Genomic DNA, 21,484 nt, shown 5'->3' on the forward strand with positions numbered 1-21,484 from the left:
GCGACAAAGCAGTTAGATTCCGCGGCTCCGCAGATCACGTACTTGGCGGGCGTTTCTCCCTTTGCACCGCTCACGCCACCAGAGCCCTGATCGCAGGACATGAGCGCCAACAGAGGGAAGCAGAGAAGCAGCCGATTCATCCGATGCCTCACGTTTGACATGAGAGGCCCGACCCGGCTTGCCGGGGCGGGTCCTCTCGATGGAAGGGTTAGGCGTCACCGGCATTCGACGCCTTTTCCAAGATTCTTGACGACAAGGCTTAACTCTGGAAGCTGGTTGAAGCCGCCCGAATACTGAAAGTAGCGCTTTCCGCTAACTGGTGCGAGCTCGATCGCTGAGCACGGAAAGACGTGAATGACTGCCAGTGGTTGCGCGGATTTGAAGAACTCTATGTCGGTGCTGCATGCAAACTTTGTGGCTGCTATTTCCTTCGGACTTCTCACTTGAGCCATCTCTGCCACGAGCTTCTTCACTTGCGCGAGATCTTGAATCTCTATCGTTTTCTCGGGCACCCGCTTGCAACGAGTGATCACGACTCTGATGCTCGTCGACTCTTGAATTGAACGTGGAAGAGGAGCGAGCTCGCCGGCTGGAGACTGAGCGACTGCAAATGAGCAAAGTAGCCCAGCTGAGAGACGACGAACTCGCTTCATGACGCCTAACGTTTGACATGAGAGGCTCGACCCGGCTTGCCGGGGCGAGTCCTCTCGATGGAAGGGTTAGACATCGCTGTTCTACCTGTAGAGATTCATGAAGAAGTTGGGCATAGCACCACGCTTAACCTTCTTCTCCCAGATGGACAGCCAAAGACTACCGCTCTTCCAGAATGAGCGGCATTGCTCAAAGTAGGCAAGGACGCTCTCAGATTCGCCCGCCTTAAGAAGCTCTCTAGCGAGCTGCATGGTTGGGCCGAAGGAACCGAGCTGCGGGGAACCGCGAACGCTGCCAGAGGCGTGGAGCGCTTCGACCGCCTGCTGGGTGCTCTTGCTGCGAAGCGCCAGCAGACCCAAGACAGTATGACCAGCGTGTAGCGCGTTGCTGTAGTTCCAGTTGTCTTTGAACTGCTCGGCGAGCGTGATTGACCTTCTGGCGAGTTGTTCTGCTTCTTCGAATAGCCCCAGGTAGTACGCAGCAAATGCTGCGCTCGGCAGGGCGTAGAAGGCCTCTTCATCTGTAGATGCATCTGCCAGCTCAGAAAGCTCCTTCTCCGCGCGCTGAAGTACGGCCTTCCGAATGCGCCGCTCCATTGCAGGCTTGACCACCAGGCGCTCACTCTCGACTTCCCAGCTGACTTGCTTGACGCGACGCTTCGGCATAGGCGATGTCTAACGTTTGACATGAGAGGCGGCGCAAGGGCGTAGCCCTTGTGACGTCCTCTCGATGGAAGGGTTAGGCCGCGCGCGAGCCGCTCGGTGAGGCGGCGAATCAGTGATCACTTCTCGAACCCTTGCTAGGCGCTTGAGCGTCACGAATGCCCTTTACCGTCTCTTCGGGCCTGAAGACCTCGCGGATGTGCGCCGAAACCTGACCTGGGCCTAGGAGGCCGAGCACATGCAACCATGTTGCATGAACAACATAGCGGTTCGCGTAGAACTCTCCTATAAGGGCGCTGCCGCCGCTGCTTCGATATTTGCTCATCGTCCAAGCAAGCGACTCAAGTTCCTTCTCCATTAGGAAAGCTCTTACCTTCACTTCTGCATCATGTGCTTCCAAATCACGATTGGAGAAGGCGTAGGCGTTCCAGTTCTCTGTCTTTTCTATCGCTGTAAGCCCAGCCTGCATTAGCACATCGTGAAACGATTGCCCCTTATGCAATGGGTTGCGCATAGGCTCGCGAAGAAACTCGTCGACCCTGGCTGAGAGGCCTGCCGCCAAGCGTTGTAGCTCTTCGATCCCGGATTGAGACCGCACCATGCTTAGCTGGCGGGACTGAAGCCCAATAGTCAGCGCGACGCCCAAGAACGCGAGAAAGGAAAAGATTGGATTGAGTATTCCTCCTACGAAGTCACCGAAGGCGCCCCACAGTTCTTGATCTCTTGAAAGAGTTAGCCAGTCTGCTCCACGGCCGAACTTATAGAAGTACAGGCTGTATGTAGCCAACACTGCGACGGTTCCGACGATGAAAAACGCAAAGAGGATGCGGCCAAGGGTGAGGCTTAAGTTTCTTGTCATCTGTTCCCTCCTTCTGTGTGCCGACTGTCATGCTCTGGTTGTGGTCGTCGGCTGGTCGCTGGCACCGAGTTTCGCGAGGCCTAACGTTTGACATGAGAGGCATGCCCCGGCTTGCCGGGGCATGTCCTCTCGATGGAAGGGTTAGGCGTCACTTGGGCCGCGCTGGAATGGCTTGAACCCTGAGTGCAACGCGACACCACAAGAAGGTGACTAGGCACAGGAGGGCGAAGAAGGCCAGGACTTGCGCAGCGATTGTGAAGACTGAATCATGGACTTGAGCCTCTGGCGTGTGACGGACGCTTAGCCATACAGCGTGTGAGAAGGAGACTGCGCCGCAAGTTTGCAGCATGTAGCGAAGCTTGAGAATGTTTAGGGCTCTCAGGGACAAACCTACGACAAAGGTGCCGAAGAACAGTGCGGCATAGAACGGCGCGGCAAAGCTCATGGCTAGCCCTACAGGTGTGATGGAGCCAAATACAGGCTGCGCGAACGGCCCCTTCATCACCTCCGTCCACACATAGATGCCGAACGCAAATATCGGGACGGCAGCGGCCAAAGGCGCAAGACTTGATGCCAACAGCATTCGACGGATTGAAGGCATAGGCTTCCGGTGTGACGCCTAACGTTTGACATGAGAGGCGGCGACCGGCTTGCCGGGCGACGTCCTCTCGATGGAAGGGTTGGGCGTCTGCATCGAACTACGCTTTGGTTGCAGGACTTCTGCTGGGTAGTGAAGCGCAGTGTTCACATGAACAAGTAGGGTCGTGAAAGGCCATGATCAGAATGACTCTGTCCCATAGCAGCATCGCCCAGTAGTTGAGATTCTGCGCCTCTGGAAACTTTGCGAACTTGTAGTCGAACACGCCGGGGTACTGCCCATAGATTGGGTGATCGGGCAGGCCGACTAGGAACTCCTTCGGCGGCACTTGATTTGGGGGAACGATCTGCAGGCTGTTTGGTGTGTCTTCTGGAAGAACTTGCTTGTACTGATGAAAGTACAAGCCACGAATGATCTTCCAAGCAACCCTGTGAAGGCGTTTGCCGTCAAAGCGTTTCGCTACCAAATGGTCGGGCAAAGCAATGCCGCTTGGTTGGTGTTCGAACTCCTTGAGAACCTTGCCGACCAAACCTTGCTTTTGGCCTTCTGCGTACTTCGACCAAACGTCTCGAATGAACGAGTTGCCGGCATATGAACCGACGGCGAACGGAGCAAGCGTGTTTGCGAAATAGTCTTCGTCGTGTTGATAGACGAGATTGCAGTCCTTGTGAACGGAGATCGTTAGCAAGTTTGGGCTGTGAGCCTTTCGAATCTCCGCGGTGTACAGCTGCTTGGGCGGAACATGGTCGTTGCTCGTTGGTGCTGTCAGCGGTTGACCGCACAGATAGCAGACGGCTGGCCTGTCTCGCATGTGCCTAAAGACGCTCAACGTTTGACATGAGAGGCATGACCCGGCTTGCCGGGGCATGTCCTCTCGATGGAAGGGTTAGGCCTGCCAGCCATAGACGACGAAAAGAATGAAAGTACCGACGGTATAGAGAGAACTGAATATCCAACTGTGGACTCGCTCCGGAAGGCTACTACCTCCGAAACTCTGAAGCCCACGGGTCAACTGCCAAAGCGTAGCCCACAAGATGATGGCTACTGCAATAGCTTGAAGGAGATTGCTCGGCAGGGCAGCGAGAACGCCGGTTCTCTGTTGAAGAAGAAGACCGATCAAGAGGCCCAGGACTCCGGATGCGACTACGACGAATGCGGCGTGAAATAGGGAACGACGAAGGCCTTTGGATCTGTGTTCGGCATTCGCTTGGTACTCCTCAAGGTTTGGCTTGTACTGCCCACGAAGATAGCTGGCGCGGATGTCTTGGCTTTCGCTGAGCTGCCAGGCTATGTCGTGCTCGACGGCGAGTTCGATAAATGCTTTCGGGCGCAAGAAAAAGAGCAGCAGTGCTTTCACCCGCGAGACTTGCTTGTATGGACGTTCGAAGTCTTCCATGGTTGTTGGCAGGCCTAACGTTTGACATGAGAGGCGCTGACCGGCTTGCCGGGCAGCGTCCTCTCGATGGAAGGGTTAGGCGTCGGTGGCATCAAGCTTGAAGAGTCCACGTAGACCGATAGCACCTGATGATCTGTCTAGGCCATGGAAGAAGAGTGGCCCGAGATTCTTGAAGAATCGTATTCATGCGCGACTTCAGCGGCGGGACATCTGTGCCCGCCTTGGCGTACCTCTTGGCCACATAGTGCATCGACGGTGTGATGAAGTGTGATACCAGTGCGTGATACTGACAGTCCATCAGAATTCGCATAAACACTAGATTGAGTGGCACTTGCTCCGGGTCATTTTGTACATTCAGAACGATCTGCTGAGAGTAAATCGTTGCATGTGAATAGTCGGACATCAAATTCCAGAAGTCACGGAATGGCTCCGGGTCAGGCCTAAGGATCTTCTTAAGAATGGCGTTGCCAAAGTAAACGACTTCACCTTCCTTCCAGCGTTCCATAACCTGAGGGTTGTGACTAACCGAAGAGAATTTCGCAATCACCAAGGATTCAAGTACATGTCTCAGGATCGCTCTTGCTGGCCCGTAGAGGCCAACTCGTGTCAGCTTGAGTGCACTATGGAATGCGACTAAGTTCTTGTGGCAAGCAGAGAACAGAACGTTGTTTGCTTGATTGAGTGATGCGATGTGCGGTGCATCCGCAAGCCACACGTAGTACGAGGCAATTCTGTAGAGAAGATTTGTTCCCTCTACCAGCCATGCAATATCTTCAGAGAATTGCTCGTCAATCAGCTTCTGATTGCTCGATTCGAGTCTGCCCGCTACGTCGCTGAACTCGCCAAGTTCGAGCTGATAGTCGATCTCTGGTGACTTGCGAGTTGATAACTTCTTCATTTACGACGCCTAACGTTTGACATGAGAGGCCCGGCCCGGCTTGCCGGGGCGGGTCCTCTCGATGGAAGGGTTAGGCGTCGCGCCCGAAGTTGAGATGAACTGGGGGTTCCGGCAACGCCCCTCCGTACAGGCCGTGCACTGCGACAGCTGCGGAAAGTGCCTTTTCAAAAGGTGCGGCATCTTCAATCTGACTTTCTTGATGAATGACTATTGGGCGACTTCCTCGATGGTTAAGTATTTCGATCTCGAAGAAGGCATCTTGAAAGTAGAAGAGCAAAGTGGTCGCTCGCCACATGACGTTTCGCTTTGGACCGCGCACAAGGTAGCTGTTGCGTTCCGCGCTGACGGCCCAGGCGATGCCTGGTTTGGTTTCAAAGAACTGAAAACGATCAAGGCGCTTTTGCACCGACTCTGACGCCTGATGCCATACAAGCCGTTTGTCTGAATCAGTCATCGCTTCCAGCGCGTAAGTCAGCGTAGTCATGAGCTTGTTTGGCGCAAGGTCGCTACACGACGCCTAACGTTTGACATGAGAGGCCCGACCCGGCTTGCCGGGGCGGGTCCTCTCGATGGAAGGGTTAGACGGCTGGCTTGGCAACGAATGCTTGCTTTGCATGCCGATCAAACCCTGCAGACTCATAGAACTTGAGAGTGGCTTCGTCTTTGCGACCAGTGAGAAGCATGACCTTGTAGCAGCCGACCGACCAGGCATGTGAGAGCGCGTGAGCAAGGATTGCTTTGCCATAGCCTTGATTTCGATGGCTTGCGTGAGTGACGACATTTTCGATGACGCCATAGGGCCGGCAGCCGCGCGTGAGATTTGGAATGACCGAAAGCGCGCAGCTCGAAACAAGCTCATTGCCTACATAGCCGCCGTAATGTCTGTAGCGAGGGCTGGCAAAAAGCTCCTGCCAGACTGCCAGCACTTCCGATTGTGGCGGTAGAGCATCGTCTGTTCGATGCAAATGCGCATACAGCGCCAGTAGCTCTGAGAGTTCGTTCGCCTGAATCAGTCGGATCTTCACGTGTGAGCCGTCTAACGTTTGACATGAGAGGCATGACCCGGCTTGCCGGGGCATGTCCTCTCGATGGAAGGGTTAGGCGCCGCTCTTTGCATGATTGAACTTCAGCATGTTGCAGAACAAAGCACCTTGTTCAATTGCGTCATCAAGCGCAACGTGCGTGTGGGGAAAGTTATCAAACCATTGCTTTGGCATGTTGCGCTTGGTGCTCTCTCGGTACTCCGTCTTGAGCACAGCCATTGCATAGGACTTCATGTCTAGCGCTGAGTGACTGAATGGACTCTCGCCAACGAATCGGATGATGGACTCTCGCCAACGAATCGGATGAGATACCAGTAAACGAACAAGAAGTCGAAGCCTGCTGGGTAAGCGACGAAGACCGGCTTGCCTTTGAGTGACTTGATCCAAGCGACGTAGGCCTGCATAGCGGCTTCTGGCTTCTGCAGGTCTTTTCTGCACGCAGACCACGCCTCTGGCTGCGTGGCCCACCATTCAGCCGTCTTGGGATGCGCTGAAGCACCTTCCAGTGTTTCGAGATTGGCAGAGAACGTAGAAACGAGTTGCTTGTCCGCCGTGTAGGCCGCGGAACCGAAGCTCAGCATTGAGTGGGGCCCCGGAATCGGCCCGTCGGTCTCAACGTCCGTACTGATGTAGATCTCGCTCATATGGTTCGTGATTGGTATTGGCGGCGTCTAACGTTTGACATGAGAGGCGTGACGCGGCTTGCCGGGGCACGTCCTCTCGATGGAAGGGTTAGGCGTCACGCTTTGCCGCGCCGAATTAGCTCATCGAGCGGAAGCTTCTTGTATGGCTCCCCCCAATTCTCAGCACGGCACGAAGACGTGCCTCCCATGTTGAGGCCAGCGCGCATGATTAAGCCGCCAGGCGTATGAAATGAGTTGAGTCTCAAGAATGCATCTCCGGTTGCTAGATCAAAGTACTCAATGATTCGTTCTTGTACCGGAAAGACCAATCCTTTGATTTCTTTTGATGACGTTCCCGATCGCGCGGCAGCGACATTTGCCGCATTCGGGTGAACCCAGACACTTGCCTTTGCTTCACACAGCTGATGGAACTGCCACCTTCCAATAATTTCGTCTGCGAATGGGGCTACGGACACTATTGAGAACACCGCGAAGCCAACCAAGCCAGCCGCCAGTCTCGCTTTCACTCGGGCGGCGGTAGCTCTCGCCATCTTTGCTGCGAGTGTGAGCCAGAGGGCAGCAATCCCTAGGACGAGAAGGCCAATCATGTTGTGTGTGACGCCTAACGTTTGACATGAGAGGCGGCGCAAGGGCGCAGCCCTTGTGACGTCCTCTCGATGGAAGGGTTAGGCGGCGCTGCTCACGAGCGTGCATGGCGCAGCCAGACGAGTAACTTTAGCCGGCGTGTGGTTTCAGGGCGCATCGGTTCGCGGCATGCCTCGGACAGTGCAGGGCGCCCACGACGGCTAAACCCAAGGACTGACTGACGACGACTGCATCGAGTAGGCACGATTATCTGCTCGAGGTTCAGAGAAACACATTGCGGTGGTGAACGCAGGCAGAACACTCTCTTCGATGGACCCCAAAGCCTGCCAAACGGGAGATAGGGAATGCCAGCCATCTTTGCAACTCGGCACGGCTTTGCCTTTAGCGACGCCTAACGTTTGACATGAGAGGCCCGACCCGGCTTGCCGGGGCGGGTCCTCTCGATGGAAGGGTTAGGCGTCGGGTTCTTCGAGTACATACCGGGACTCGCAGACGAGCTACTTTGAAAGGACGATCGTTACCAACGCGGAGGAATCTTCGATGGCGACGACGCCATGCGACACGGACCTCGCTAGAAAGAGCATTTGCCCTGCTTCAAGTACATGACTCTTTGAATCAGCGGTGACATCGATTCGACCCTCGATGCACTGCAAAGTGATCTCGCCTGCGACGCTATGTGGCGGAAGTGACTTTCCAGCCTGAAGCACGAGACGTATGACTTCTAGTTGCTCAGACTTGAAGAGCGCGGTGGTCTTTTCACTCTGAAGGCGCGGGCCCAACGGCCGAACGTTGATGAGCTGACCGGGTGATGCGTGTGGGATTGCCATGTGCACAGTATGCGTCGCTAACGCTCCCTCCGACGCCTAACGTTTGACATGAGAGGCTCGACCCGGCTTGCCGGGGCGAGTCCTCTCGATGGAAGGGTTAGGCATCAGTGTCTCTCGGTTGCACCCGGGGCCCCAAGAATCAACTGCCTCCATACCTCCGACTCTTGATCCAAGGTGTAGAAGGCATCAACGAGTGATTGAAATGAATACTTCCAACTGATGACAAGTGGAGGCCCCCCTACATCGGCCATGAGAGCCAGCGGGCCAGTTGATGACGACAGATCTCGCAGGATTGCAATGATCAAAGCTGGTTCGCCTTTCTCGAAACCGACTTGCGTGCTGCTGTCGGATGTGGCTTCTGGATCTGCATGAAGCAATGTCCATAGAGCTTCTACGTCAGGTGATTCGACAGTTGCATCCCAACGCGCATTTGGCCCGTTGTCTGTGTATCGAACGTTGAAGCCTCTGAGCGAGCCAAGAGAGTGTTTGACTTCTTCCTTGGTTGGCCAACGCGAGGGCACTTCCGGGAACTCGATACCTTCGGAAGTGAGCCACTCTTTCATTTGTGAGTCGAGTGGCCAGACTGTGTAGAGGATGCCCATGCGGATTTCTGATGCCTAACGTTTGACATGAGAGGCCAGGCCCGGCTTGCCGGGACTGGTCCTCTCGATGGAAGGGTTAGGCGCTGCCATTCGAAATGGCTCTGAGTTCATGCAGTTTGGCGACGATGGAGTGCGCAACATGCCCGGCCGACGTATAGGCGGTGTGTAGTGCAGCAATACATTCATCGAGTTCTTGGATCATCTTCTTCTGACCGTCTTCCTCCAGCATTGCGAGGCCGTGCTGTCGAAAGAAATGATGAGCAAGGTGGTTTCTGACTCGGAGTGCTTCAGTTAGCTCGGCTTCGAGATCTGTTTGTAGGCTTAACTGATCTTTCAGGCGCCTTAGAGACTGACCGAGGGTCTTGCTTTCAAGCTCAGCGCGAAGTCGAGTGTATTCATCAGCGTTTGGAGCTAGGTAGCTGCCCGTTTGAATGCCATCGAGCGCCAGCAACGCAGTACCAGTTTCGTACTCAAGCAGTTGAGCTAGCTCTGAAGCTCGCCCCGCTCTCTCATAAACAACCTTGCGAAGCGGCATTTGCAGCGCCTAACGTTTGACATGAGAGGCGGCGCCCGGCTTGCCGGGCGACGTCCTCTCGATGGAAGGGTTAGACGCCATCGCGCCCGAACACCGTGATGTCGCTGGACGTGGCAACGACAAGGCTTTGACCTGAGCGGGAGAAGCCGCAAGCTCGAAGCTCAGAGTCGCTGCCAATCTTATGGAAGCGACTTGTTTTGCCATACAGAGAGTCGTACAGAGAGGCAAATGGCTCTAGCAACAGAATCTCGTGAACTGGCCATTCGAGAGTGACCAATTCGATTGACCAACCGTCATCTGTTGCGGTGGGAAGACCGCCACCAGCAGGCCCCGAAATTCGAATCGCTTTGCCTTCGAGTGGGCCTATTCCTTCTGCTTCGAGAAGTCGTCCGTCTTCGTAGTACTCGCTGTCGTCGCGAGCTATCTTCTTCCCTGACTGGCAATCGATGACTCCACGGCCTGCGCTTGAGACGACAAGAAGAAGCTCGGAGTTTGGATCAAACCCGACAGCGCGTAAGCCGCCCACTGCGACCATGCTCACCTTGTGCCAAGGATTGGGTGGCTGAACGGTTTGAAGCGCGCGAAGTTCTTTGCGCAGCGGATCAAGGTGCTTTGTGTTCATGGCGTCTAACGTTTGACATGAGAGGCATGACCCGGCTTGCCGGGGCATGTCCTCTCGATGGAGGGGTTAGGTGGCACCAGGGGCACCCCGCGCAATAACGACGTTCTGAAGTTCTTCATTGTCAGAAATTCTTGCTTGAAGGGTGGCATTTACATCGAAACCTAGCAAGGCCGCCAAGTGGTAGTACAGCCCAATGGTCACCATATCAACTTCCAAGTACATCGGGGTATCGCCATCGGTGACCGAACTTCTGCCTACACCTCCCTGACCTGCCGGCTCTGGGAGCGGAGCCTTCAGTCCTCGTTGCACTAACTGCGAGTACGCGCTTAACCGCTCCGCGATTGCCTTCGGGCGGGACTCGTGAGCGAGGAGATTTCTGATCTTGTTTAGTTCGCCGACCGCTTGCCACGACCAATGATCTGAAGGCAGTTCGTTGCAAGCTGCACGAACTATGGCGAGTGTTTGAGCGAATGTGAACCGCGCGCCATCCATAACTTCAGCGTGAGGCAGCGCCTTCTTGAGATAGGAGTGAAGAAGTTCTTCAAACAAGAGGTGCGCCTTCAGAACCGAAAACGTCGGGTCACCGAGTGTCGGAGTAATCCACCGCAGATAGTTTTCAGTGTTGTTCGTTGCCATGTCGTCTTTCGTGCCACCTAACGTTTGACATGAGAGGCGGCGCAAGGGCGCAGCCCTTGTGACGTCCTCTCGATGGAAGGGTTAGGCAGCGCGCCGCGGCCTGCCTGTGACTTGGCCGTGCTGCACGGCCTGGCGCACATGGTGCCACCACTTCGGGCCTCTCGACAAAGCGAACGAGCCAAGCTGCCGTACCCGGCAGCGCCCACCGACTGACTGCCAGGCGCAGCACTGCGGCGCAGAGCGCCAACCAAGAACACGATTGAACCGGCCGTGCCTACTGAGCGAGCAGCGCGAGAAAGCGCTTGGCCTGAACGGTAGAGCCCGGCCTGACCAACAACGGCGGTTCTCACCTCAACGCTCCCAGCCGGAACTGAAAACGGACCTTGGAACCTGCGGGGCGGTGCGTGGCCAGCCAAGGAATAAGCGAGCTTCAGTCGACTTGGTGGGACGCCTCGATGCCGGCGCTTGCGAATGCGGCTTTGAACGAAGGCTCAGTGGCAACCAGAACACTTCGCACCTCTCGCGATGCCTAACGTGTAGTTAAGCGGCGGCCGAGGGCGAAGCCCTTTTGACGTCCTCTCGATGGAAGGGTTAGGCATCACCTCTCCTCTTCTAGGAACGTAAGGAGTGCGACAACCACTATGACGAGCAACAGCCCGCATAGCAGCGAAAGACCAATGAATATTGCGTACCCGGCGCTCGCCAAGGCTACTGATGCAGCGAGCGCGACTAGTAGAACAAAGAACACTGGAAGCAGCCGTTTGAAGCGAGAGCGGTCAGTGGCCTGTTGGGGCTGACTTTGGGGTGACTTGTGTGCGCCAGCAAGGACAGACACTATGACGACGAAGGCTAGGAACGCAATGAATAGCCCAGCGCTTCCCGTCTTCAGGCTGCCGGAAATGACGGAGGACTTGAGATCAATCGTGCCCTCCGCTGCCACTCCTTGCCACATCATTGCCCCACCGAGGCAGAAGAGAGCGATGGCGCCGATTAGTGCGACGAGGCGGATGACGTCGTGAGGTTCCCACTTCATGTTCGTGGGCGGTCTCAAGCTTGAAGCGCAACGCCGGCGATGTGGTTGAGCTCGAGTTGAGCGAAGACTTCGTTAGGTGTGAGGAAGCCGAGGATAGCGCGAGGTCTGTTGTTGAGAGAGTTCTCGATGGCGGTGAGCTGAGCCTGCGTGACGGTGCTGAGGTCCATGCCTTTGGGCAGGTACTCGCGGATGAGGCCGTTGGCGTTTTCGTTGGATCCGCGCTGCCATGGGCTGTGCGGATCACAGAAGAAGATATCCATGTGCAGGCGCTTGGCCAGAGTTTCGTGCTGGGCCATCTCACTGCCTTGGTCATAGGTGAGGGTCTTGCGCAGGCTAGGGGGCAGGCGACGCAGTCGCCTGGTGAAGCCCTCCAGCACCGAGGTAGAGCCGAAGTCATCGAGCTTGACCAGCATGACGCGGCGACTGATACGCTCCACGAGGGTGCCGATGGCAGAAGCGTTGCGAGCGCCCTTCATGAGATCACCCTCCCAGTGCCCAGGCGTGATGCGGGCGGCGACCTCTGGCGGGCGCAAGGCGATGGAGGTCATATTAGGCAATGTGGTTCGCTTGGAACCTCGAGCCCGGGGCAAGCGGCCAGCCCGGCTCCTGCGCAGCATCTTGATCAGTTCGGTGCGCAAGGTGCCACGGGGCTGAGCGTAGATGGCGCAATAGATCGTCTCGTGAGAGACGTAGTCGGGGTGGTTCATGATCTTGAGTCTGCCGGCGATCTGCTGCGGAGACAGGCGCAGGCGCATGCCCGCCTTGACCAGACGCCAGAGGCGGCTGCTCCCAGAAGGGCACAGCTTGCGGCGTAGGCGGCCAGCTCGCTTGCGAGCGTCGACATAGGCTCGCTGGCCGAAGAGCGCGACGTAGCGATCGAAGCCGTAGACCTTGGCACGCTTGACCTCGCGAGAGACGGTGGAAGGGCTGACGCCCAAAACTCTAGCGGCAGAGCGCTGGCTGTGGCCCAGGATGAGCAGGGCGTCTAGCGCAAGCCGATCGGATTCTGTGAGATGGCTGTAGTGTGTTCCCATGTGCAGCACCTTAAGGTACGGGTGTTGCACTTCAAATCTGAGACTGCCGTGATGCCTAACGTTTGACATGAGAGGCCCGACCCGGCTTGCCGGGGCGGGTCCTCTCGATGGAAGGGTTAGGCGCCTGCCTGCGGTACTGCATGCTCATTCGTGAGCGCGCCATGCGCGCCAAGCCCAGCCGAGCCCTAAAGCGCAGACAGCGACGAAGAGGCCTTTTTGCCCGAAGAGCGCCAATGCAACTACGGCCGCTGCTAGGCTCGCCCAGGCGTAGACCTTTGTTGAAAGAGACTTTGCGCGATCTGTTGTTTGGTCTTCTTCCTTGCCGCGGACTACTCTGATGCGTTGTCCGGGCCTCGCTTCTGATTGAAGCAGCTCTTCAATTGCGCTAAGGGCCTCTGCAGATAGATGGCTGCCTTGCACAACATGCGCCGAAGTGGAGATTTCTTCTCTGGTGGTGAGCGTGAATCTCTGAGCGCCTTCGGTTGATTTGTCTAGTCCGAAAGACTTCAAGAACGACTCGGGAAGTGGGGACACCCCATCGCTTCTCGTGACGGTCTTGCGAATGTAAGAGCGTCCGTCCTCTGACCTTTGTTCTTCCGTTTCCGAATATGAGTCAGGCAGGTCAATCTCATATGTGCAGTAGCTACACCGCAGGCGCTTGTCCTTGAGGTCGCCGACAAAAGCGATCGTCATTGCGGCAGCGCAGTTCGGACACTTGCTCATGGTGACTATTGTGAGTGAGCTGAACGCACCTCAGGCGTCTAACGTTTGACATGAGAGGCTCGACCCGGCGTGCCGGGGCGAGTCCTCTCGATGGAAGGGTTAGGCGCCGCGCTCATCTTGCTCTCTAAGCGTTCGCAGTTCTTCGCAGCGCGCTCTCAGCGCTGGAAACTTTGCTGCAACCTTCGCGAGGCTGCCCCTCATTCTCTCGACCTCAACGAACGGATACGCCTCTAGATGCAAGGCCACCTGAACCTTCCATTCGTCGTTGCATTCCTCCAGCCACCCTTCTGAGGTGCGCCGAATGGATGCCCCGTTATCAGTGGAACTCCAAAAAAGTATTGACAACAAGTCTGCGACGACAAGTGGCGACGCTTGCAGAGCAGCTTCGGCGGCTATCCGATCAGCGATGCCTTCTTGGCCATAGGCCACCAACAGATTCTTGGCGCGCTCAAAGGCTTCGCGAAATCGCGAACCTCGTTCACGGAGAACAGCATCTAGCGCTTGTGAAAGCACGGCATTCATTAGGGCGCTTGAGTTCAACTTTGAAGTGCAACACCCTGCGGACGGCGGAAGGCTTCCGCCGGTGTTCTAAATGCTAGTCGCTCACGCGGCCGGTTGTTGAGCTCGTTGGCGATCCAGTTGCATTGGGCCTGGGTGAGATTCTTCAAGCACATGCCCTTGGGCAGGTACTGCCGGATCAATCCGTTGGTGTTCTCGTTGGTGCCCCGCTCCCATGAGTGGTAGGGCGTGGCGAAGAAGAACTTCACCCCGAACTGGTCCTGCACGCTCTTGTAGCCGTGGAACTCGGTGCCGTTGTCCAGCGTGATCGTCTTGATCCGGCCTTTCAGGCCGATCACCATGCGAGCCAGTGCCGATGCAGCCTGCTCTGCATTCCTCGCGCTCAGCTTCTTGATCAGCACGTAGCCGGTCACCCGCTCCACCAGCGTCAGGATGCAGTGGCGTCCGTCTGGGCCCATCACGGTGTCGCCTTCGTAGTGCCCAATCTCCTGGCGTAGCTCCACCTCGGGTGGTCGCTCGCTGATGTGGCTCTTGCCCGCCAATAGGCCCCGCGTGGCGGGGCTTCCCCGGTGTTTGCGCCCGATCTTGCTCATGTGCCTGAGGCTGCGCCACAAGTCGCCCCCTCCTAGCCGGTTCTTCCTCACGTAGCGGTAGATCGTCTCGTGGCTGATGGGGCGTCGCCCCAGCCGCTTGCGCCGTCCTGCTATTTGCTGGGGGCTCCAGTAGCGCCTGAGTTGCACCAACAGCCTGGCCCACTCCTGGCGGGTGTACTGGCTCTTCTTGCGGCTCTTGCTTCGCCTGGCCATCGCCTTGCTCTGCGCCTTGCTGGGCCGGTAGAAGCCGTCGTGCACGCTTCGGTTGCGCCACACCTCTCGACTGATCGTCGAAGGTGATCGCCCTAGGCACTTGGCAATCTCTCGCTGGCTGTGCCCTCTGGCCCGCATCCGGGCGATGTTGTACCGTTCATCCTGGGTGAGTTGGTGATACCCCATGTCTGCTACCCCTTCTTGCCGGTTGAGGTGCAGGCAGTATTGCCAGCTCCCCACCTTTTTTGGAGAAGGTGTTGCACTTACTCTGTGAACCCGCGGCGCCTAACGTTTGACATGAGAGGCGGCGTAAGGGCGCAGCCCTTGTGACGTCCTCTCGATGGAAGGGTTAGGCAGCGCGCCGCGGCCTGCCTGTGACTTGGTCGTGCTGCACGGCCTGGCGCACATGGTGCCACCACTTCGGGCCTCTCGACAAAGCGAATGAGCCAAGCTGCCGTACCCGGCAGCGCCCACCGACTGACTGCCAGGCGCAGCACTGCGGCGCGGAGCGCCAACCACAAACACGAATGAACCGGCTGTGCCTACTGAGCGAGCAGTGCGAGAAAGCGCTTGGCCTGAACGGTAGAGCCCGGCCTGACCAACAACGGCGGTTCTCACCTTAACGCTCCCAGCCGGAACTGAAAGCGAACCTTGGAACCTCCGGCGCGGTGCGTGGCCAGCCAAGGAATAAGCGAGCTTCAGCCGACTTGGCGGGACGCCTCGATGCCGGCGCTTGCGATTGCGGCTTTGAACGAAGGCTCAGTGGTAACAAGAACACTTCGCACCTCTCGCGATGCCTAACGTTTGACATGAGAGGCATGACCCGGCTTGCCGGGGCATGTCCTCTCGATGGAAGGGTTAGGCCTTGCCCGCGCTAGGGTGGTGACGTGCATTGCATTCAGATCCCGTACCGGCCTGTGCTCCTGAGCTGGACGATGCGCTGCTCCATTCTGAGTTTTGCCGCTCTGAAGCGTTGGATGTTTTCGGGAATGTCTTGTGTCATGAAGTAGCGTTCAAAGAACTTACCTAGAAGACTCTCCCGATTTAATCGTTGCAGTTCTCGTTTGAGATCGCTAAGTGGAGGGCGAGGCCCATTTCCTGGGAGCCGCTCATACATCCTTCTTGCTCGCGCCTTCATCTCGGCGCGTGTGCAATGGGTTTCGATGTACCCGATTGACACGCGCTCGTACCACAGCTCACTTTGTTGAGCCAGCCAACGGCCAGATTCCAGCTCTTTGCGCATTGCGACGTCTACTGCTACTCCGGCATCTGACCTTAAGAACAAGACGCGGTAGAACTCACGCAGGGTATCTAGTATCTCGAAGGGAAAGATCTCTTCTGTCGGGGCGAGCATTGCATAGCAAGGTGCCGGTTCTACGCTTGAAAGCTTAGAAAGGAAGTAGGCACCGTAGCATGCTGAGAAGATCGCCATTAGGTTGAATCGCGTTGCTTTGTTTAGCTCGACTAGCGATGTGGAAAGGTCTTCCCAGGACAGCAAGCTTCCATTTTCAAACTCCAAACCAGCCTTGTCATCTCCGTGGCACTCGACGTGAAGCAGCGGGTAATTGCCCTTCGACCGAGCTTCTTCCGCAAGCGATGCCACTAGGCCTTTGAACTGGTAAGCGCTTTCGCAGCTTTGAACTTCAATGGGTATGTTGAGGCGTTGGGCACCCTCTAACCCGCGGATGTAGTTGGCAATCTCAGTCCCTGTTTTCACCTCATGGGACTCAAGAGACTCGACGATGACTATCCGCGTAAAGCCAAAGTTCGCACCTGTTCGCATCGTTTGCGGGCTCACCTGTTAGAAGGAATCTAGCGAGGCCTAACGTTTGACATGAGGGGCGGCCAAAGGCGCTAGCCTTTGGACGTCCCTCTCGATGGAAGGGTTAGGCATCACTTGGTGAGAACTGCAGGGAGCGAACAATTTGTTCTGCTTCATGAAGCTCTGGTTGAGGTGGTACCTGCTCGCAAACATAGGTGATCTTGGCGAGGCTCCAGCCGTCGGAAACGTACCAAACCCGACCATGGGTGCCTTCATCTGCTGTGAATGAAGCGGCTGCTAGCAACAGATCGTCTTGCATTTGTACTCGATCCCTCAATGGGTCAAGCGAATTCGTCTTGGCGAACTCGGCCACCATAGACCCAAGTGCTGCTACGTCTATGGCAGGCGGTGAGCCTTCTTTGTACGTTGCGACAGAGAACTGAAGTGCACCGACTCCATCTGTCTTGGACAGGGTAAATGGCAGATCGTCGGTTGTAGTGTCGAACCAGCCGACCGGAAACTCCAGCGTGATTGAGCCGCAGTCGTAGCGCATTTTGTGATGCCTAACGTTTGACATGAGAGGCGGCGCCCGGCTTGCCGGGCGACGTCCTCTCGATGGAAGGGTTAGGCCGCGCCGGCTTGGCTTTGGCCTGCTGTGCATTGACGCTACTTACTGCGCAGGCAGCGAACTCCCAATAGAGAAGACCTCCAACCGCTTCGTATGACTTTTTGACCGAGCACTCCTGAGAATCGGCGGTGGGTGGTGAGCAGTTTTTCCGGGACGCGGTTGCTCCAGATCCATACCTTGAATCCAGAACGTTGGTGAGCCTCGCTTCCCAATCTGGGATGTCAAAGGCGTCTGGATATTCTGAGACAAGCTGCGCGAACGACAACCGATCGTTTGTCGTGTATCTGGTGACTCGTTTGTTGTAGCAACTTATCGTCTCTTGCGTCGCAGCTTCGATCTCACCTTGGCAGGAGTCTTTGCACTGCCATGAGCGGCCCGACTTCGCATCTTCGGCTTTAGCCTTGTCGAAATTGCTTCTGAGAGTGGATCGCGCTGCGCGCTCCAACAAGCTGCGTTCCGCTGCATCTTCGGCCATGGCACATGTGCTCACCAGAACCGTGTGGCAGACAAGTGCGCGTATGAGAGTCTGGGCTGCCAATCTCTTCCCGAGCGCGATTGCTTCTTGCATGCGAGGCCTAACGTTTGACATGAGAGGCGGCGCAAGGGCGTAGCCCTTGTGACGTCCTCTCGATGGAAGGGTTAGGCATCGCCGCCCGCATAGAGCCACTGAAGCCCGACGCCCACCAGAACTCCTACGACAGGTGCGAGTGCCCAAATGATGAGCGTGGAACTTGTGCTCGGATTTGGGAGCTGTGAAAAGAGCGTGCCGGTTAGAAATAGGGCAACGGCGAATATGACGAAGGCCTTGCTTCTTCGTGGCGAAAGCCAGCTTCCTGTGTAAGCGGCAATTGCGGCTGATATGGTGGCTATGCCTTCGATCACATACCAGCCGAGCGAGCCTGCGACCTGCCTAGATTCTGGCCAGCTTTGAGCTGTGTAGGCGTCTTGCGCTACTAAAAAGCCGCGGCCGATAAGAAGTGCGACTTCTGAAAGGATTGTTTCTAGGCCGAAGAATGCAACTACACCAGCGACTAGCCCGAGAAGAACTCTTCGTCGCCCTGAGAAATGAGTCTGTGGCATGTGTGTTCCGGAATTCTGCGTTCGCGATGCCTAACGTTTGACATGAGAGGCGGCGCCCGGCTTGCCGGGCGACGTCCTCTCGATGGAAGGGTTAGGCGTCGCGTGCAGACTTCGTGATTCGATGTGCATTGGGTTACTCAGAAAAACATGGGATCGAATTCGTCCAGATCTTCCTTGTTTCCGTTCATGCGCCGCCCAGCTACAAGGAGTGCTTCTATGGACAGCGCCTTCGCTTCGCCGATTGCGATATTGCCCAGCGCCAATATTTTGTATTCGTTGTAGCGCAGCTCTTCAAAGATGAAGTGACCTCCCCTGACAAGAAGTGCATAGAGGTAGCGTGTGCCTTCCCTAGGATCGCTACTTTGGCGCAGGCGAAGAAAGTAAGCATCTCTTGCTTCGTCTATGGCGCAGCGCCTCCTTCTTGACCTGTCATGTTCTTCGGTGACTATCGCGTGAGGGACGATCGCAGGCGCATAGATTGGCCCATAGATCGCTGCCTCGACTTCAGCTGAGATTTCTTGGAGGATGAAGGCCACGATCTGGTCTTTGGCGACGCCTAACGTTTGACATGAGAGGCATGACCCGGCTTGCCGGGGCATGTCCTCTCGATGGAAGGGTTAGACGCCGCTGGGTTTGAATGTGGAAGTGGGACGAGGGAGCGGAACGTAGAGCGGTAGTGCGTTGTTCTCTTCATGCGGCTTCCTTCACGTAGGCGAGATAGACGGAGCGGAGTGACTCACTAAACGCTTGCTCACCATCGCGGGACCGTATGGCAGCGGCTTCTATTGGTGGGAATTCTTTTAGGAACCCCATCTTTAGTGCAATCTCCATTTCTTTGTGTTCCTTCGCTTTCAGGGCGGAAACGTAGTCGGAGTTATCGAGAGCTACTGAGAAGTTGACTAGGAGGCCAATAGCGGCGCCTTGACGAATAGAAACTTCGGCATGGCGCTCCATGAGAACGGCCAAAGGCTCAAAGTCAACGAACTCTGCGATGGCATCACCGAAGTCGCCGTTGTACGAAGCGATTTCTTGGTACATGCGTTGAATCGAGCGCTGAAGCATTGCGGCGTCTAACGTTTGACATGAGAGGCGGCGCCCGGCTTGCCGGGCGACGTCCTCTCGATGGAATAGTTGGGCGGCGCGCTTCCGAGAACCACTGAACTCACCAGGCGCGCAGCCCGTGAAGGTGTAGTGGAGCGTAGCTCGGGCCTGGGCAGATGAGCAAGCTCAGCGCCGCTTCTGGCGGCGCCCCAGAACTGATTACTCAAGCGGCGCGAAGCGCCAACCACGAACTGACTTGCACCGGCGGATAGATGACGTTGCGTCGGAGCCGAAGCGGGACAAACCTGGCCTTCTTCATTTCGAGCTTGTCGGTTGGTGGCAAGCGCGGCGTTCAGCTTTCGCGGCAGACAGCGAGCGGTGGCTGGAGGCTCGGCCACGCAAGCGAAGCGCATTCGTGATGCTGAACGAAGGCTCATACGCGGGAAGAACGCGACGGCCTCGTCGGGCCGCTCAACGTTTGACATGAGAGGCCCGACCCGGCTTGCCGGGGCGGGTCCTCTCGATGGAAGGGTTAGGCCGCACCGCTACTACTTGCATAGGATTGCCCAACGCTCGTGATCACGCCAGCGGCCGCCAATCTTTAGGTACTTTGGCGAATAGCCTTCCTGTTGAAAGCCTAGGGATTCAACCAATGCGATGGATGCGGCATTACCGACTTGGATGTTTGCTTCCAGCCTGTGCAACTTCAGTTCCTTCCACGCCTTCTGGGAAATGATTGTTTGTAGAGCCCACTTCATGTAGCCCAGGCGCTCGAACCCTTTGAACATGTAGTACCCAAGGTAGGCGCTTTGAAACTGACCACGAACAATATTCGTGATTTCGATGTATCCCGCAATCTTGCCGGTTTCGTAGTCTCGAATCAGGTAGCCATAGTCGTTTGGCCCTTGTCTGCGATTGGCGAGATCTTCTGCTTCTTGCTCCGTCGTTGGTGGATGGACCCACGCGCGATGAAGTGATTTGCTCTTGCTCGCGGCGAGAGCGAACTCCTTGGCATGAATATCGTGGAAGTAGGAGAGTGCAGGCGCCATGTGAGGCCTAACGTTTGACATGAGAGGCCCGACCCGGCTTGCCGGGGCGGGTCCTCTCGATGGAAGGGTTAGGCGGCGCCGCATTCGAGCAAGCAGGGCGCTGCCAGGCGAGCAACTTTAGCCGGCGTGTGGGTTCCTGGCGCATCGGTTCGCAGCATGCCTCGGACGGTGCAGGGCGCCCGCGACGGCTAAACCCAAGGACTGACTGACGACGACTGCATCGAGTAAGCACGGTCATCTGCACGATGCTCAGGGAACACATTGCGGTGGCGAACGCAGGCAGAACACTCTCTTGGATGAATCCAGAAGCCTGCCAAACGGGAGAAAGGCAATGCCAGCCATCTTTGCAACTCGGCACGGCTTTGCCTCTAGCGCCGCCTAACGTTTGACATGAGAGGCCCGACCCGGCTTGCCGGGGCGGGTCCTCTCGATGGAAGGGTTAGGCATCGCTTCTTGGAACGCGAACATTCTTGTGAGTCTTGTAGTCAGCAGTGTTGCTTGGATAGACGATTGCACCAATTTCTTCGATTCGCTTCTGGAAGAGCTCATAGGCCTCCGGCTTTTGTCTGCCCGACCAAGATGCCGGAGGGGCGAGAGCGAAGCGCTTGTTTTCGCCATGCAGTACTACGCTGCCTTGTGAGCCAACTTCAACTCTTAGTACTTCTGACCAAGCAATCCGAAATTTGCCAAATGGATTCTGATGTGTGATCGCCTGGGCCGAAATCTCATACCGACCAGCCGCGACAACCATGTAGATGCCCATTGCGATGAACATTGCAAAGATCGCGATCGGCGGGTATTGCTTCGCCATAAACGCACCAAGGGCGCAGCCTGCGAAGAACAGTCCGCAGACCGCGCCGATGATCTGATAGCTAAGTACGCTGAAGCGGTATGACTGGACGTTCACGGGATTGGCGATGCCTAACGTTTGACATGAGAGGCGCTGACCGGCTTGCCGGGCAGCGTCCTCTCGATGGAAGGGTTAGGCCGCACTTTTGTGAGCACGAGCGACCCCCTCTCGGACCAAGTAGATGACTGTTCCCTTTGGAACCGGCTTCTCAAGTACGACCTCGAATCTGCGAAGACAAGCGCAAGCTGCCACTGGGCCGCTTGAGGACTGGCGCTCTTCAAGAGAGATGGATATGTACTTCGGCTGACCAAAGGCGACGCTCGGCACCACCTGGCTAGAACAACTCATGGGCGCTTCTATAAGAACGACCAAGCGCGCTCCGATGCGCTTTGTGCTGACGC

At 56.5% G+C, this 21,484-nt stretch carries 28 protein-coding genes and 1 pseudogene; all 29 read right to left on the reverse strand.

The annotated features are described in order from the left end of the window. Positions 1–215: 215 nt before the first annotated feature. The gene (locus KF892_23460; protein ID MBX3627987.1) at positions 216–473 is read right to left on the reverse strand and encodes a hypothetical protein; all 258 of its coding nucleotides are present in this window, start codon (positions 471–473) and stop codon (positions 216–218) included. Between the two features lie 261 nt (positions 474–734). After that, complete coding sequence (locus KF892_23465; protein MBX3627988.1) at positions 735–1,316, reverse strand: hypothetical protein; 582 nt, start codon at positions 1,314–1,316, stop codon at positions 735–737. A gap of 109 nt (positions 1,317–1,425) precedes the next feature. After that, positions 1,426–2,172 carry a hypothetical protein gene (locus KF892_23470; protein ID MBX3627989.1) on the reverse strand — a complete coding sequence of 249 codons (747 nt, stop codon included), beginning with the start codon at positions 2,170–2,172 and terminating at the stop codon, positions 1,426–1,428. 148 nt (positions 2,173–2,320) lie between these two features. Beyond that, positions 2,321–2,773, reverse strand: a complete 453-nt coding sequence (locus KF892_23475) for a hypothetical protein (protein MBX3627990.1) — start codon at positions 2,771–2,773, stop codon at positions 2,321–2,323. A 97-nt stretch (positions 2,774–2,870) separates the two neighbouring features. Further along, positions 2,871–3,458 carry a hypothetical protein gene (locus KF892_23480; GenBank protein ID MBX3627991.1) on the reverse strand — a complete coding sequence of 196 codons (588 nt, stop codon included), beginning with the start codon at positions 3,456–3,458 and terminating at the stop codon, positions 2,871–2,873. A gap of 198 nt (positions 3,459–3,656) precedes the next feature. Then, on the reverse strand, positions 3,657–4,166 hold the full coding sequence (locus KF892_23485; GenBank protein MBX3627992.1) for a hypothetical protein: 510 nt from the start codon (positions 4,164–4,166) through the stop codon (positions 3,657–3,659). Positions 4,167–4,257: 91 nt separating this feature from the next. After that, entirely contained in the window at positions 4,258–5,064 is an 807-nt protein-coding gene (locus tag KF892_23490) for a hypothetical protein (GenBank protein ID MBX3627993.1), read from the reverse strand. A 70-nt stretch (positions 5,065–5,134) separates the two neighbouring features. Then, positions 5,135–5,548 carry a hypothetical protein gene (locus KF892_23495; GenBank protein ID MBX3627994.1) on the reverse strand — a complete coding sequence of 138 codons (414 nt, stop codon included), beginning with the start codon at positions 5,546–5,548 and terminating at the stop codon, positions 5,135–5,137. A gap of 94 nt (positions 5,549–5,642) precedes the next feature. Continuing rightward, positions 5,643–6,089 (reverse strand): GNAT family N-acetyltransferase, encoded by a 447-nt coding sequence (locus KF892_23500; protein ID MBX3627995.1) that lies wholly within the window; start codon positions 6,087–6,089, stop codon positions 5,643–5,645. A 72-nt stretch (positions 6,090–6,161) separates the two neighbouring features. After that, positions 6,162–6,751: pseudogene (locus tag KF892_23505) on the reverse strand (exonuclease). A 95-nt stretch (positions 6,752–6,846) separates the two neighbouring features. Further along, a complete protein-coding gene (locus KF892_23510) occupies positions 6,847–7,338 on the reverse strand; it encodes a hypothetical protein (protein ID MBX3627996.1) in 492 nt (163 codons plus the stop codon). A gap of 495 nt (positions 7,339–7,833) precedes the next feature. Then, the gene (locus tag KF892_23515) at positions 7,834–8,163 is read right to left on the reverse strand and encodes a cupin domain-containing protein (protein ID MBX3627997.1); all 330 of its coding nucleotides are present in this window, start codon (positions 8,161–8,163) and stop codon (positions 7,834–7,836) included. 104 nt (positions 8,164–8,267) lie between these two features. Beyond that, entirely contained in the window at positions 8,268–8,765 is a 498-nt protein-coding gene (locus tag KF892_23520) for a hypothetical protein (GenBank protein MBX3627998.1), read from the reverse strand. Positions 8,766–8,841: 76 nt separating this feature from the next. Then, complete coding sequence (locus tag KF892_23525) at positions 8,842–9,300, reverse strand: hypothetical protein (GenBank protein ID MBX3627999.1); 459 nt, start codon at positions 9,298–9,300, stop codon at positions 8,842–8,844. Positions 9,301–9,370: 70 nt separating this feature from the next. After that, the gene (locus tag KF892_23530; protein ID MBX3628000.1) at positions 9,371–9,922 is read right to left on the reverse strand and encodes a hypothetical protein; all 552 of its coding nucleotides are present in this window, start codon (positions 9,920–9,922) and stop codon (positions 9,371–9,373) included. A 66-nt stretch (positions 9,923–9,988) separates the two neighbouring features. Further along, the gene (locus tag KF892_23535) at positions 9,989–10,558 is read right to left on the reverse strand and encodes a hypothetical protein (protein ID MBX3628001.1); all 570 of its coding nucleotides are present in this window, start codon (positions 10,556–10,558) and stop codon (positions 9,989–9,991) included. 598 nt (positions 10,559–11,156) lie between these two features. Further along, entirely contained in the window at positions 11,157–11,591 is a 435-nt protein-coding gene (locus KF892_23540; GenBank protein ID MBX3628002.1) for a hypothetical protein, read from the reverse strand. Positions 11,592–11,605: 14 nt separating this feature from the next. After that, the gene (locus tag KF892_23545) at positions 11,606–12,625 is read right to left on the reverse strand and encodes an IS30 family transposase (GenBank protein ID MBX3628003.1); all 1,020 of its coding nucleotides are present in this window, start codon (positions 12,623–12,625) and stop codon (positions 11,606–11,608) included. 144 nt (positions 12,626–12,769) lie between these two features. Next, on the reverse strand, positions 12,770–13,348 hold the full coding sequence (locus KF892_23550; GenBank protein ID MBX3628004.1) for a hypothetical protein: 579 nt from the start codon (positions 13,346–13,348) through the stop codon (positions 12,770–12,772). Between the two features lie 99 nt (positions 13,349–13,447). Next, a complete protein-coding gene (locus KF892_23555) occupies positions 13,448–13,870 on the reverse strand; it encodes a hypothetical protein (protein ID MBX3628005.1) in 423 nt (140 codons plus the stop codon). 14 nt (positions 13,871–13,884) lie between these two features. Further along, positions 13,885–14,736, reverse strand: a complete 852-nt coding sequence (locus KF892_23560; protein ID MBX3628006.1) for an IS30 family transposase — start codon at positions 14,734–14,736, stop codon at positions 13,885–13,887. A gap of 835 nt (positions 14,737–15,571) precedes the next feature. Next, positions 15,572–16,456, reverse strand: coding sequence for a hypothetical protein (locus tag KF892_23565; GenBank protein ID MBX3628007.1), 885 nt, complete (start codon positions 16,454–16,456; stop codon positions 15,572–15,574). Positions 16,457–16,559: 103 nt separating this feature from the next. Beyond that, positions 16,560–16,988: a hypothetical protein gene (locus KF892_23570; GenBank protein ID MBX3628008.1), complete on the reverse strand. Its 429-nt coding sequence runs from the start codon at positions 16,986–16,988 to the stop codon at positions 16,560–16,562. Between the two features lie 10 nt (positions 16,989–16,998). Beyond that, positions 16,999–17,538: a hypothetical protein gene (locus KF892_23575; protein ID MBX3628009.1), complete on the reverse strand. Its 540-nt coding sequence runs from the start codon at positions 17,536–17,538 to the stop codon at positions 16,999–17,001. Between the two features lie 164 nt (positions 17,539–17,702). After that, positions 17,703–18,143 carry a hypothetical protein gene (locus KF892_23580; protein ID MBX3628010.1) on the reverse strand — a complete coding sequence of 147 codons (441 nt, stop codon included), beginning with the start codon at positions 18,141–18,143 and terminating at the stop codon, positions 17,703–17,705. A gap of 137 nt (positions 18,144–18,280) precedes the next feature. Then, on the reverse strand, positions 18,281–18,679 hold the full coding sequence (locus KF892_23585) for a hypothetical protein (protein MBX3628011.1): 399 nt from the start codon (positions 18,677–18,679) through the stop codon (positions 18,281–18,283). 154 nt (positions 18,680–18,833) lie between these two features. Continuing rightward, positions 18,834–19,181, reverse strand: a complete 348-nt coding sequence (locus tag KF892_23590; GenBank protein ID MBX3628012.1) for a hypothetical protein — start codon at positions 19,179–19,181, stop codon at positions 18,834–18,836. Positions 19,182–19,732: 551 nt separating this feature from the next. Further along, positions 19,733–20,233: a GNAT family N-acetyltransferase gene (locus KF892_23595; protein ID MBX3628013.1), complete on the reverse strand. Its 501-nt coding sequence runs from the start codon at positions 20,231–20,233 to the stop codon at positions 19,733–19,735. Between the two features lie 439 nt (positions 20,234–20,672). Next, positions 20,673–21,140: a hypothetical protein gene (locus tag KF892_23600; GenBank protein MBX3628014.1), complete on the reverse strand. Its 468-nt coding sequence runs from the start codon at positions 21,138–21,140 to the stop codon at positions 20,673–20,675. Positions 21,141–21,484: the final 344 nt, after the last annotated feature.

Origin of the sequence: Rhizobacter sp. (assembly GCA_019635355.1) — a bacterium.
Classification (GTDB): Bacteria; Pseudomonadota; Gammaproteobacteria; order Burkholderiales; family Burkholderiaceae_C; genus Rhizobacter.

Excerpts from the sequence above, each read along its gene's own strand:
- KF892_23515 (MBX3627997.1), bottom strand. The coding sequence starts at position 8,163 with ATGGCAATCCCACACGCATCACCCGGTCAGCTCATCAACGTTCGGCCG.
- KF892_23555 (MBX3628005.1), bottom strand. The coding sequence starts at position 13,870 with ATGAATGCCGTGCTTTCACAAGCGCTAGATGCTGTTCTCCGTGAACGA.
- KF892_23530 (MBX3628000.1), bottom strand. The coding sequence starts at position 9,922 with ATGAACACAAAGCACCTTGATCCGCTGCGCAAAGAACTTCGCGCGCTT.
- KF892_23590 (MBX3628012.1), bottom strand. The coding sequence starts at position 19,181 with ATGTACCAAGAAATCGCTTCGTACAACGGCGACTTCGGTGATGCCATC.
- KF892_23595 (MBX3628013.1), bottom strand. The coding sequence starts at position 20,233 with ATGGCGCCTGCACTCTCCTACTTCCACGATATTCATGCCAAGGAGTTC.
- KF892_23475 (MBX3627990.1), bottom strand. The coding sequence starts at position 2,773 with ATGCCTTCAATCCGTCGAATGCTGTTGGCATCAAGTCTTGCGCCTTTG.
- KF892_23565 (MBX3628007.1), bottom strand. The coding sequence starts at position 16,456 with ATGCGAACAGGTGCGAACTTTGGCTTTACGCGGATAGTCATCGTCGAG.
- KF892_23550 (MBX3628004.1), bottom strand. The coding sequence starts at position 13,348 with ATGAGCAAGTGTCCGAACTGCGCTGCCGCAATGACGATCGCTTTTGTC.
- KF892_23495 (MBX3627994.1), bottom strand. The coding sequence starts at position 5,548 with ATGACTACGCTGACTTACGCGCTGGAAGCGATGACTGATTCAGACAAA.
- KF892_23545 (MBX3628003.1), bottom strand. The coding sequence starts at position 12,625 with ATGGGAACACACTACAGCCATCTCACAGAATCCGATCGGCTTGCGCTA.
- KF892_23570 (MBX3628008.1), bottom strand. The coding sequence starts at position 16,988 with ATGCGCTACGACTGCGGCTCAATCACGCTGGAGTTTCCGGTCGGCTGG.
- KF892_23575 (MBX3628009.1), bottom strand. The coding sequence starts at position 17,538 with ATGGCCGAAGATGCAGCGGAACGCAGCTTGTTGGAGCGCGCAGCGCGA.
- KF892_23510 (MBX3627996.1), bottom strand. The coding sequence starts at position 7,338 with ATGATTGGCCTTCTCGTCCTAGGGATTGCTGCCCTCTGGCTCACACTC.
- KF892_23485 (MBX3627992.1), bottom strand. The coding sequence starts at position 4,166 with ATGGAAGACTTCGAACGTCCATACAAGCAAGTCTCGCGGGTGAAAGCA.
- KF892_23580 (MBX3628010.1), bottom strand. The coding sequence starts at position 18,143 with ATGCCACAGACTCATTTCTCAGGGCGACGAAGAGTTCTTCTCGGGCTA.
- KF892_23520 (MBX3627998.1), bottom strand. The coding sequence starts at position 8,765 with ATGGGCATCCTCTACACAGTCTGGCCACTCGACTCACAAATGAAAGAG.
- KF892_23490 (MBX3627993.1), bottom strand. The coding sequence starts at position 5,064 with ATGAAGAAGTTATCAACTCGCAAGTCACCAGAGATCGACTATCAGCTC.
- KF892_23525 (MBX3627999.1), bottom strand. The coding sequence starts at position 9,300 with ATGCCGCTTCGCAAGGTTGTTTATGAGAGAGCGGGGCGAGCTTCAGAG.
- KF892_23535 (MBX3628001.1), bottom strand. The coding sequence starts at position 10,558 with ATGGCAACGAACAACACTGAAAACTATCTGCGGTGGATTACTCCGACA.
- KF892_23465 (MBX3627988.1), bottom strand. The coding sequence starts at position 1,316 with ATGCCGAAGCGTCGCGTCAAGCAAGTCAGCTGGGAAGTCGAGAGTGAG.
- KF892_23540 (MBX3628002.1), bottom strand. The coding sequence starts at position 11,591 with ATGAAGTGGGAACCTCACGACGTCATCCGCCTCGTCGCACTAATCGGC.
- KF892_23470 (MBX3627989.1), bottom strand. The coding sequence starts at position 2,172 with ATGACAAGAAACTTAAGCCTCACCCTTGGCCGCATCCTCTTTGCGTTT.